We start from the raw sequence: 11,292 nt of genomic DNA, 5'->3' as shown, positions 1-11,292 counted from the left end.
TATACATTTAGACAAACTGGGAAACTAGCTGATTCTATAACTTAGCTGATTTAGTTGCAATATATGTTTTAATGTTCAGTTCATGCAACCTGCCAAAACCATTTGTATCTTCATATATATCAAGCAGGGTGAACCCTGCCTTTAATTGTCCGCCTATCTGCTCCGTCATATTGTGAGAAAACTGCATTCCGGACTTTTCTTTAATCATATATTCTCTGGCTGCTTTATTTTTTAATGGATTAAAAGGCATTCTCCAAACAATTTCTTTTTCTTCATCATCGACAATGTAGTTTATCTCATTATTTAGACCCGCAAGAAAAACCCCACCATTTTTCAGAACTCTATATGCTTCCTTAAAAACATGTTGCACATCTTCAACATAACAGTTGGAAACCGGATGAAAGACTATATCAAATATTTCATTTTTAAAAGGTAAAGTTTTTGTCATATCACCTTCGATTGCTTTAATATTGTATCCCTCTCTTTCAGCAATTAAGAACTCGCTTTCTATTTGCTTTGAAGAGTAATCAAGTACAGTACAATCTGCCCCTAACGCATTAAATATAGGCATTTGCTGTCCTCCGCCTGATGCTAAGCCTAAGATTTTCTTCCCTTTCAAATCTCCAAGCCACTCATGTGGAACTGGAACCGTTGGAGTAAGAAAAACTCTCCATTCTCCATCTTTTGCATCGATATACTCATCATGTGAAGTTGGTTTCCCCCACTCCCAGCCTTCCTCAACCCATCTGTCGATGGTCTCTTTGTTTATATCCTGATATGTTTTCATTACTTCACTTACCTCATTCACAACTTTAAATCTGTTTCACTCAGTATTTTTAATATAGTACTATGCTATACCATTTTTCAGAGGACCTCGAAGGTTGCGTCAATCACTTGGGAGTGTTGAGCTGATGCTCTGGTAGGTGTGGGCTCGAGCATGCCAGTTTCAAGGGGGACGACTCCTTCCCGTGCATGCAGCCCCATCATGACGAAAATGGCCGCAACAAGGAGGAATCTGCCTTCGTCCTTATCGCGGCCCATGATTGGCCTGCATACGCTACGTGCTACTGGCCCAGCGCGGCGTAGTCCTGGTCGGAGACAGGCTCCAGCCACTCGTTGCTGGCATCCTCGCCGGGGATCTCAAAGGCTAGGTGGCTCATCCAGCTGTCCTTGGCGGCGCCGTGCCAGTGCTTCACGCCCTCGGGGATCTCGATCACGGTGCCGGGGACGAGTGCTAGGGCCTCCTTGCCCCATTCCTGGTACCAGCCATGACCACCCACACAGATGAGGAGCTGGCCGCCGCCCTTGGTGGCATGGTGCACATGCCAGTGGTTGCGGCAGCCCGGCTCAAAGGTCACATTGGAGATGGGGAAGGGTTGGCCGCATACGGGCGCCAGGTAGGACTGGCCGTCGAAGTATTGGGCGTAGGCGCCGTTCGGGTCACCCACGGGGAAGGGGATGGTCTGGGCGTATGCGTCCTTCTCGCTGGTGGCGGCCTCGTCCGTGGTCCAGACCTGCTTGCCCAGGTTGAAAGTTGCCCAGGCCTTGGGCCAGCCGGCGTAGAAGGCCACATGGGTCACGATGGCGGCAAACTCGGCCTTGGTCACGCCGTGGGCCTTGGCGTTCTGCAGGTGGTAGACGAGCGAGCTGTCGGTGATGCCCTGTGCCATCAACGCCACGAAGGTGACAATGCAGCGGGTCTTGACGTCGATGTCCTGGTTGTTCCAGTTCTCGCCAAAGAGTACGTCATCATTGAAGTGGGCAAACTCTGGAACGAACTCGCCCAGCTGCTCGCGGCCTGCGGTCTGTACGATCTTCTCACCCATAGCATTTCCCTTCTCAATATTGACAGTATCGAACGACCCGACGTGCATGTCACATACCTATGTAGTATGGAGATAGATACGGGTTGCGCATGCCTAGGCCTGCTGTTCAGTTTGGCCGTGCCATCACCTGCTCGTCCGTAGGTAGCGGGTGTTCCGACCCGCCCCCTCGACACGTACGAGTTGCAACCTCACAAGCTCGTGAATAAGTCGGGTGGCCTTAGACCTGCTTAGGTCAGTTTCTCTTGCTATCTCGGTCATACCCTTAGGTATGATCTGACTCAGATGAGAGAGAAGCAGATCTTGGTCGTGGGTGAGTTGTCGCGCGTCCGCAATGAGGGGCAGGCAGACGGTGGCGGTGTTGTCGGTGATGGTAAAGTCTGGCTGGTTGATGCTCTGCGCATAACAGGCGCGGATTCGCTGCACGCCTGTGCCGTAGGCCTCGATTAGGCCCAATCGGTAGAAGACTCCTGCAAGTACGGGGTTGCGGAGCACCGAGACGCGGTCAGAGAGATACTCCTCCTCGGTCATGTCTGTGGGCAGGCCGCCTGGCGAGCTGACCTCGACGCGGTCACCGAAGAAGGACACGCGTGTTTGGGCTTCGATGTCCCACGTACGGTGGACGAGAGCGTTGGCGAGCGCCTCGCGGAATGCGGCCTCGGGTAGCAACTGGACCTCAGTGCGCGTGCTTCCGTGGACCTCTTCCTGTACGTAGTAATCCCGACAGAGGGATATGGCCTGGTCGAACTGGTTGAGGATGCTGCTGCCAGCGAGGATGGAGCGTTTCTTGATAATGCTGATGCTCTCACCAAACCGTGCGATGTCGAGGCCAGGAAAGTCGTTCTCGTCGGCAAGAAGGGCAGCGGCATTGTTGTAGCCACGGTTACGGTCGAGCAGTCCGAGGGTCCTCAGGGTGTCGCTGTCGAACTCCTTGATACCCAGGCGCCCCTTGATGAACTTCCCGAGATACGTGAAGGTCAAGTCTTGATTGGCAGAGGGCAGGCTTTCGAAGGTGAGGTTTTGCCCTGCAAGCACCAGGCGACGAAGCTCAAGCTGATCGACGGGGAGGGAGGCTATGTCGCTGCGGCGGTAGGCCCGGCCGTGATAGAGGTAGGGCTTGTAGGGGCTGCTGCGTACCGTGAGTTCGACGGTATCGTTCGCATCATTTACGGCTATCGAATAATCAGGCTGGGGAGAGATGCTGCCGTTGACTTTGTTCTCAATATTCAGGCAGGTCTTGTGGGGATCGGTCAGGCCAACGATGGTCCCATCGTCGCGCACGCCAAAGACGATCGTTCCCCCATCGTAATTGGCGAAGGCGCTGACGGTCTTGAGGAAGCTGGCGCTGGGCGCTTCCTTGAACTCGAGACTGTGATCTTCCTTCATAATGGCTCCTGACTAGGTGAGCCTTTCTCTTACATTCATAATGAATAGAAAAGCTAATCTCATCAAATAGATTTGGCGAGAAAGACATTACTCACCATAACAGTCCTCTGGCCACAGGAGGGATTGACCTGTCTTGTGGCCAGGTGAGGTGAGTGAGTGGCATGGCCGATGGGCGCACCCGTCCCGTGCAAGGGTTTGGCCTGATTCCGGACGTGTCGCCTTTCGTTAGAGGTAGAGGATGCTCATGAACCAGGCGGCGACCTTGGGGATGGAAGCGAGCTGTCACACCTGATGCTTCCGTCCTACAGATACCGGGCAAAGAACTGCTCGACCTTGTCCCAGGGTATGAGGCCGCCGACGCCGTTTACGGCTCCCTCGCCGCCGTCGTAGAGGTCGCAGTGCGTGGCACCTGGCACCAGGTAGAATTCCTTGTTCTCCGGTCGGGGATTGCCATCCATCATGTGTGCATAGGCGTCCTTGCCAAAGTACAGGCTGTGTGCCTTCTCGCCATGGATCATGAGGACCGCACTCTCGATCTCGTTGGTGTACACGAGGAAGCGCGCGTTGGCATAGCCGATGGTGCCCGTGACGTTCCAACCCTCGTTGCTGTTGAGCGAGCGTGTGTGGTAACCGCGTGGGGTCCTGTAGTAGGCGCTGTAGTCCTTGACGAACTGCGGGGCGTCGTCCGGTGCGGGGTAGGGCAGACAGCCGCCGGCTCGGTCGTGGGTGCCTGCGGCGTACTCGACGGTGCGGGCGGCACTGATCTGGTGACGTGTGGCATTGCGCTTCTCGGCGGAGTCGTTCGCGTCGAAGTAGCCGTTGCCGTTGACACGGGTCATGTCGTACATGGTGGAGACGAGCGTGGCCTTGACGCGGGGGTCGGCCGCCGCGGCGTTGAGGGCGATTCCACCCCAGCCGCAGATGCCGATGATGCCCACCCGCTCGGGGTTCACGTCGGCGCGGTTGGAGAGGTAGTCCACCGCTGCCATGAAGTCCTCGGTGTTGATGTCGGGGCTGGCGACGTTTCTGGCCTCTCCGCCGGACTCGCCGATGAAGCTTGGGTCAAAGGCGATGGCCAGGTAGCCCTGCTCGGCCATGTGCTGGGTGTAGAGGCCGCTCGCCTGCTCCTTCACGGCGCCAAAGGGACCTGCCACGGCGAGCGCCACCAGATTGGCGTTGCCCGCGGCCGCCTTGGGCCTGTAGAGGTCTGCTGCCAGCGTGATGCCGTAGAGGTTGGTGAAGGTGACCTTCTCGTGGTCCACCTTGTCGGAGAGCGCGAACGTCTTGTCCCATTCCTGCGTGAGTTCCATCTTTCCTCCTGTCTGCGTGGCGAAGGTGCCGGGCGCCTTTGTCATGGATGCCTAGTGGCGAGCGGCAATGGTGATCGTACCGGTGAGCAGGGCCACCTGGTCTGCTCCCTCGGCAAAGGTCTCCACCATGTGGGCGGTGTGACACTGCTTGCGGGCCGACCCCATGAGCACGACCACGTTCGTTCGAAGCTCCTTTCCTGGTCATCCAGTTCGATGCGCACCTGGAAGGACCCATCGAGCTCATGCAGGCGAGGCAGGTCTCCCGCATCCACGCGACCCATGTTCACCTGGTCGCCGTAGCGCATGGAGTCCTCCTCGCCATTGAAGGGGACCGCAAACCAGCCGCCTCCTGGGTTGTAGTTCATATCGCCGTTGGTCCAGCCATGGTGCACCTGCTCCTGCCCGTAGGGCAGCGAGAGGGGCATGCGACCGCAGAAGTCCAGGCCGGTCCCGCTCACGCTGACGGTACAGGGGAGCCTGTCCACGAAGGCCTGGGCCGTCTCCGTCTCGTTGGTCGTCGCATGGATGATGGTGCTGCCCGGGAACGCGGTGAGTGGCACGGTGCACATCGGTGCCGGCGAGACCAAGGCCATAGGAGTGGGGCGCGTGCTGCCCAAGGGGCATGACACGGTGCAGGTGGCCGCTAGTCCCCGACCAGCCTCCTGCCCGCCTCGCGTGCCCGTGCCAGCTCGTCCGGTCACACCGTGTCGTGGCGGACGATCTTTGCCTCGCTGTCGAACATGGTCCAGTCGAACCTGCCGTACGCCTTCTCGCTCACCTGCTGGGTGTTACCGATGGCCAGCAGGGACACTGGCCCCACGAAGCGCTCGATGGTGTCTGAGTGCTCGGTCGTCATCCTGTCATAGCCAAGCGCTGGGTACTGCTCGGCCGCGCGCGTGTGCTCGAGCGTGCCGGCAAGCCCGTCCTTGTAGACGCATCTGCCCAGGGACCTTTCGGCCTTGCATGCGAAGCACGACCGGCAGCCCATGAAGGGGTCGAGCGCGTAGAGGTTCACGACCTCCGACGCCGCGCCGGCATCATTTGCCCGCGCGTGGCCTCCCTCACGAGCTGGGCCATGTTCCAGCCGTTTCGTGGGCGCGCATTGACTGTTACAACCTGCTTCATTGGAGAACCTCCCCCGGTGCCGTGACATCCTGCAGGTGCATTCTACGGCATTGGCTGAAGGGCCGGCACCCCTTGTGATGCCCGCGCAATCGGACGGCGCTCTCGGCCGCCTGAGCACACCCACCTCTTTGGGGACGGCAGTGGTCGCGAGAGGCCGCATGTCAGATGTGTCAGATGCTCCTGCCCGTCATCAGGCGTGCCGTGTAGACGGCCTGGCCCGAATGCATCACCGTGTCGTCGACGGTCGACACCAGGCGCACGGCCCGAGTCACGGCGGGCGTCCACGAGCGGTCGACGACGTCGTCCAGGGTGCCTGGGTCCAGGGTGGCCAGATACCCCTTGGCCGTGTCGGCGGCAGCGGTGAGGTAGCCTACCAGCAGCTCCTTGTCCTTCACGTGCACCTTCGCGGCCTCCTCGGGCGTGTGACGCCAGTCCTGCGTGTCATCGGGCAGGTCGAGGGCGAAGCGCTCCTTCCACCCCTGAGAGAACCAGAACTGCTCTCTTCCAGCGAGCGAGGCGGTCTGATAGTCGATCATCCTGGCGGTGTGCCACATCAGCCAGGTCACCGACTTTATGTAGGGGGTCGGCATGGTGTTGCTCTTCTCCAGGGTCCTGCGGAAGCGCCCTACTCCGCGCACCAGGATGTCGATCGCGAACTGTGTTGACGGTCGCTGCATGGTGGGACTCCTTTTCCATGTCGTGATGGTCCATCATATGCGTACGTGTACCCAGGATGTGCGGGTGGTGGCTCAGTGCTCATGGTGTGGGTTGCTTGATGGGGACATCAGAAGCGTGCACGGCGGGCTATACTGGGCGCAACGAGAACCAGCCGGGGCCTTTGGCAAGCGCCGGCACGAGAAGGGTCCAGGTGTATGAGGAACTAGCGATGCCCACACAACACCCGTAACCAGACCCATGCGCTGGCGGCCATGTCCACGGGTGCAGCATCGTGCGCTCGCATACCTGCTCCGAGCCAGACATTCTGGACCCCATCAAGACGCTCTGTTGCATCCCCATGGCCTCCCGCCGAGACCGGAGGTCCCATGCAGCTCAACCTGTCGAACGTCACATACACATACCCCGCGTCGCCCGAGCCGGTCCTGCGCGGGGTGACGGCCGCGTTCCCGCGGGGATGGACCGGCATCGTCGGCGACAACGGGTGCGGCAAGACCACGCTCGCGCTCGTGGCCTGCAACGTCATGCGCCCGGATGCCGGAAGCGTTGCCCCTGCGCTCGTGGCCCGCTACTGCGCCCAGGACGCCACCCGGCCGCCGGACGACCTTGAGGAATTTGCGCTGGCCTACGACGGGGCCGCCGTGCGGCTCCGGGACGAGCTGCGCATAGACGACGGATGGGCGTGGCGCTACGCCACGCTCTCCGGCGGCCAGCAGAAGCGCCTGCAGGTGGCCTGCGCCCTGTGGGCGCGACCCGACGTCCTGGCCGTGGACGAGCCGACCAACCACGTCGACGCGGCGACCCGCCATGCCATATCCGAGGCCCTCTCGCGCTTCGGGGGGATCGGCCTTCTCGTCTCGCACGATCGCGAGCTGCTGGACGCGCTCTGCACGCAGTGCCTGTTCGTCTCGAGGGGGTCGGCCACCATGCGGCCGGGTGGCTACACGCAGGGGTCGGGCCAGGCCGAGCTCGAACGCGAAAGCGCGCTGCGTATCCGCGACTCCGCGCGCAGGGAGAGGGAGCGTCTCGGGCGCGAGGCCCAGCGCCGGCGCGAGGAGGCGTCGCGGGTCGCGTCGCGCAGGAGCGGGAAGCATGCTGCCAAGAACGACAGCGACGCGCGCGATAAGCGGCGGCGTTTCGTCGTCTCCGGACAGGACGGGAGGGCCGGAAGGCTCTCGTCGCGCATGGAGGCCCGGCTCTCCGACGCGGCGGACAGGCTCGATGCCGTGCGGGTCGAGAGGCGCTACGAGTCCGACGTCTGGCTCGACGCCGCCCCGAGCAGGCGGAAGGTCCTGCTGCGCATGGAGGAGGCTACCATCACCCTCGGCGACGGGGCAGCGCTGGCGGTGCCCGCCCTCCACATCGGCAGCACCGACCACATCGGGCTGGTCGGCGACAACGGCAGCGGAAAGACGACGCTCGTCAGGCGCATCGTGGAGAGCCTGCCCGATGCGACGAGGGTCCTCTACGTCCCCCAGGAGCCCACGCGGCCCCAGCGGCAGTCGGCGATGGACGCCCTGGCCGACCTGGGCAGCACCGACCGTGGTCGCGTGCTCTCCGTTGTGGCGCGGCTCAACTCAGAGCCGGAGCGCATCCTGGAGGGCGGCGACGTCAGCCCCGGCGAGATGCGCAAGCTCATGCTCGCCCTTGGGATCCTGGGTGCACCGGAGCTCGTCGTGATGGACGAGCCTACGAACCACCTCGACCTCGGGTCCATCGAGGCCCTGGAGCGCCTGCTCGCGACCTTCCCCGGGGCGCTGCTGCTCGTCTCCCACGACGCCGCGCTCATCCGGGCCGCGACGCATGTCGAGTGGACGATAGGGGAGGATCCCGTGGGTTACAGGCTCGCATTGGGGTTTCCTGCGTGAGACGTCTACAGCTGGGGACAGGCCATGTCACCTCATGTGTTAAGTCATGTGTTAAGGGCTGATCATGTCGCTTTTGTGAGCCATCTACAATAATGGTGCTCCACGCAAGCGCTGTCGGATTCGCACAAGAGGGGAGAGTCGCATGGCAAGGAGCGAAGGTTACCTGGAATATGTCCTCGACCTGCTCGGGGACGTCCGGGGTGTCGCCTACAAAAGGATGATGGGCGAGTGCCTGCTGTACGGCGAGGACGTTCTCTTCGGGGCGTCTACGATGACAGGCTCCTGCTGAAGAACGTGCCGGCCGCGCGCGATGCGTTTCCGGAGGTGCAGCTCCCCTACGAGGGGCGAGACCCATGATGCTCGTGGACAGCGAGGACCCGGCCCGCATCGCCGAGGTGGTCTCCACCGTGGTCCCGCAGCTGCTAAGGGCAAAGAAGCGCTGACCGGCTGTTCAATTCGCCTTGCGAGGTTCTCGGATGGCAAGCACCGAATACGCGATCAGGCATATCGAGCAGGACGAATGGCCTCTGCTTGAGGACTTCCTCCACGAGGCCGTCTTTGTCCCCGAGGGCCTCGTGGAGGGGGTTCCGCGAAGCACCATGCGCGCCGACCCAAAATGCCGTACCGCGTACGAGGGGTTCGGCACGCTTCCTGATGACCGCGCCCTGGTGGTCGAGGCCGGCGGGAGGATCGTCGGGGCCTGCTGGGTGCGCACCACAGACGTGTAAGGGCACATCGACTCCGAGACCCCGTCGTTCTCCATCGCCCTGTGCAAGCCGTTTCGCGGGAAGGGGATTGGTACGGCGATGATGGGCCGCCTGCTCGACGAGCTTCGCGACACCGGCTATGCCCGCGCGTCCCTCTCTGTGCAGAAGGCGAATCCCCTGCTGCACCTCTACGAGCGCCTGGGCTTCCGCATCGTCGGTGACGGTGAGGATGGGATCGAGTGGCTCATGGTGCACGACCTCCACCGCCGCTGACGGAACGTCGCCGGCGGCGGGGCCAGGCACCCCATGGCCTGGTCGTGCGGGGCTCGGCCCGCGCCCAGTCGAGGGTCCTCCCAGGGGCCCACCGCATGATGAACGGGCTTGCTCCCGAGGCAGGCTGCGTTCGTTTGGACAATGTGGACATGTTCTGCGGTGATGTCCCGGCCCACGTGGGACGCCCCGCAGCCCATGTCCCTAAGGCAATGGCTCATCTTCGGCTGGCTGAGCACGACGGCCATGCACCCGTCGTGCTGGCGGGCAACACGTTTGTCTCACTTGACCTGTAGGTGAGTGCTCCTGCATCGCGGCAAGTGTCCTTGTCTATCGACTGGTGCCCCGCAGCACGTCAGGTAGCGGAACGAGGCCCGCCATCATACGTCTCGATTCGTGACCAGCCAATTCGCTGCCTCCTTCTTGCCGAGGACGAAACCCCTGTAAATCGCGGACTTCCGGAGGAGCTCTTCGTGGCTGCCGATGCTGTCGACGCCGTCCTTTCCGAGGACCACGATCTGATCGGCGTTCCGTATGGTGTTCAGCTTGTGAGCGATCACTATGGTCGTCTTGCCCTGGAGGAGGTTGTCCAGGGCCGCAAGGAGCTGAGACTCGTTTTCCGGGTCGATGCTGGAGGTGGCCTCGTCAAGGATGACGATCTTGCTCGGCTTCAGCATGGCGCGTGCGATTGATATGCGCTGCCGCTCTCCGCCCGAGAGGTTACTCCCGCCTTCCTGCAGGACCGTGTCGTATCCGTCCGGCAGCCCCATGATGAAGTCATGACACCGTGCCCTCTTCGAGACGGCCATCATCTCCTCGTCCGATGCCTCCGGGTTTCCGAACTTGATGTTGTTGCGGATCGTGTCGTCGAACAGGTACACGTCTTGGAAGACGAACGAGAAGTTGGCGAGGAGCGCATCATAGTCGTAGCCCTTGACATTCTGGTCGTCTACCAGCACCTCCCCGCTCTGCACGTCCCAAAAGCGGGCGGCTAGGTTGCAAAGCGTCGTCTTCCCGCTACCAGAGGGTCCAACGATGGCCGTCGTCTTGCCCTCCGGGATGCTCAGGCTCAGCCCCTCGAACACGTTGTTCCCGTCGTATGAGAACGACACGTCCCTGAACTCTATCCGGGCAGTGTCCACGTCCGTCCTCTCACCCTGCTCGATGGTGGGGAGCGACCTCATCTCCAGCACGGTATTCAGGTTCTGAACGGCAACCCCCTTGATGTTCTGCATGCTGCCCGCAAGCTCAAAGCCGGAGAACACGATGAAGCTCGCAATGATCAGCATCATCGCCTTGGAGATGTCGATGTCGCCGCCCAGAAACCTTGCCAGCGTGACCAGAACGATGACGCTGCTTCCGATCTTGAATGAGACCTGGTACAGAAACTGCACGGGCACCAGCTTCGTCTCCACGTCAAGGTAGCCTTTCCGGGTGGCCGATATGCTGTCCTCCAAATCGGACGCACCTTGGCGGTTCTTGCCGAAGGCCTTCAGGACGCTTATGCCCTTCACGTATTCCAACGTGTTGGCGTTCAGTCTCATCTTGAGTCCCAGGAGTGCCGAGCTGAGGCTGTCGGCCCTCTTCTGTGCGACTCCGTTGACCGCAAGGCCGCAGACCAACGTCACGATGATGATGAGGCCGGTCACGACGTCGTACGGCAGCACGAACAGGGCCATGATCGCGGTCTGGATCATGCCGACGATGAGCGTCTCTATGATGGAGAATCCCGCCGTCTCCAAGTCCGAAACCGCGGTCGACATCCCGCCGGATATCTCTCCCAGCCTGTTTCCGCTGAAGTACCCCATGCTTGCGTTCTTCAGCCGGTCCCCTATGAGGATGCGATTCTCCGCGCCCAGGCTGTATGCCGCGATGTTCTTATGCCGATCGGCCAGGTAGCCGAAGACGATCTTCCCCACCACGCTCAGGAGGATTATGGCGGTCATGATGTGGATGTCGCCCATGACGATCGCGGTGCCGCTGAAGATGTGGTCGCATACCTTCACCAGTAGGAACAGAATCGCTCCGAGCGACCAGCTGTCGGATATCCCCTTCAGGCACTCGAAGACGAGCATGTTCGAGACGTGGCGCGCGTTTTTTCCAGCCAAGAGATACAGCTTGTCAAGTA

12 protein-coding genes are annotated in these 11,292 nt (G+C 60.9%); 4 read left to right on the top strand and 8 right to left on the bottom strand.

Annotation, left to right across the window (positions count from 1 at the left end; translation table 11 throughout):
• Positions 1-34: 34 nt before the first annotated feature.
• From HMPREF1316_RS13785 to HMPREF1316_RS07940, 7 genes are all read right to left on the bottom strand, one after another.
• Positions 35-787 (bottom strand): class I SAM-dependent methyltransferase, encoded by a 753-nt coding sequence (locus tag HMPREF1316_RS13785; RefSeq protein ID WP_021726454.1) that lies wholly within the window; start codon positions 785-787, stop codon positions 35-37.
• Positions 788-1,064: 277 nt separating this feature from the next.
• Complete coding sequence (locus tag HMPREF1316_RS07965) at positions 1,065-1,826, bottom strand: carboxymuconolactone decarboxylase family protein (RefSeq protein ID WP_040651890.1); 762 nt, start codon at positions 1,824-1,826, stop codon at positions 1,065-1,067.
• A gap of 123 nt (positions 1,827-1,949) precedes the next feature.
• A complete protein-coding gene (locus HMPREF1316_RS07960; protein ID WP_021726437.1) occupies positions 1,950-3,209 on the bottom strand; it encodes an ATP-binding protein in 1,260 nt (419 codons plus the stop codon).
• A 302-nt stretch (positions 3,210-3,511) separates the two neighbouring features.
• Complete coding sequence (locus tag HMPREF1316_RS07955) at positions 3,512-4,519, bottom strand: alpha/beta hydrolase (protein ID WP_040651889.1); 1,008 nt, start codon at positions 4,517-4,519, stop codon at positions 3,512-3,514.
• A gap of 41 nt (positions 4,520-4,560) precedes the next feature.
• A complete protein-coding gene (locus HMPREF1316_RS13305) occupies positions 4,561-5,079 on the bottom strand; it encodes a cyclophilin-like fold protein (protein WP_021726439.1) in 519 nt (172 codons plus the stop codon).
• Positions 5,080-5,216: 137 nt separating this feature from the next.
• Positions 5,217-5,534, bottom strand: a complete 318-nt coding sequence (locus HMPREF1316_RS13300; protein WP_021726438.1) for a hypothetical protein — start codon at positions 5,532-5,534, stop codon at positions 5,217-5,219.
• Positions 5,535-5,814: 280 nt separating this feature from the next.
• Positions 5,815-6,321, bottom strand: coding sequence for a mycothiol transferase (locus tag HMPREF1316_RS07940; RefSeq protein ID WP_021726461.1), 507 nt, complete (start codon positions 6,319-6,321; stop codon positions 5,815-5,817).
• A 366-nt stretch (positions 6,322-6,687) separates the two neighbouring features.
• Between HMPREF1316_RS07940 and HMPREF1316_RS07935 the strand changes: the two genes are divergently transcribed.
• The 4 genes from HMPREF1316_RS07935 to HMPREF1316_RS14470 all read left to right on the top strand — a co-directional run bounded on the left by HMPREF1316_RS07935 (position 6,688) and on the right by HMPREF1316_RS14470 (position 9,167).
• Positions 6,688-8,187 carry an ATP-binding cassette domain-containing protein gene (locus HMPREF1316_RS07935; RefSeq protein ID WP_021726469.1) on the top strand — a complete coding sequence of 500 codons (1,500 nt, stop codon included), beginning with the start codon at positions 6,688-6,690 and terminating at the stop codon, positions 8,185-8,187.
• A gap of 142 nt (positions 8,188-8,329) precedes the next feature.
• The gene (locus HMPREF1316_RS14770; RefSeq protein WP_021726453.1) at positions 8,330-8,476 is read left to right on the top strand and encodes a hypothetical protein; all 147 of its coding nucleotides are present in this window, start codon (positions 8,330-8,332) and stop codon (positions 8,474-8,476) included.
• Positions 8,477-8,663: 187 nt separating this feature from the next.
• A complete protein-coding gene (locus HMPREF1316_RS14475; protein WP_021726465.1) occupies positions 8,664-8,915 on the top strand; it encodes a hypothetical protein in 252 nt (83 codons plus the stop codon).
• Between the two features lie 6 nt (positions 8,916-8,921).
• The gene (locus tag HMPREF1316_RS14470) at positions 8,922-9,167 is read left to right on the top strand and encodes a GNAT family N-acetyltransferase (protein ID WP_332248190.1); all 246 of its coding nucleotides are present in this window, start codon (positions 8,922-8,924) and stop codon (positions 9,165-9,167) included.
• 377 nt (positions 9,168-9,544) lie between these two features.
• On the opposite strand, the gene HMPREF1316_RS07915 is transcribed toward HMPREF1316_RS14470, so the two are convergent.
• On the bottom strand, positions 9,545-11,239 hold the full coding sequence (locus HMPREF1316_RS07915; protein WP_232204481.1) for an ABC transporter ATP-binding protein: 1,695 nt from the start codon (positions 11,237-11,239) through the stop codon (positions 9,545-9,547).
• Between the last annotated feature and the right edge of the window lie 53 nt (positions 11,240-11,292).

The organism is Olsenella profusa F0195 (assembly GCF_000468755.1).
Classification (GTDB): Bacteria; Actinomycetota; Coriobacteriia; order Coriobacteriales; family Atopobiaceae; genus Olsenella_F; species Olsenella_F profusa.
This window is presented reverse-complemented; position numbering and strand designations above follow the sequence as displayed.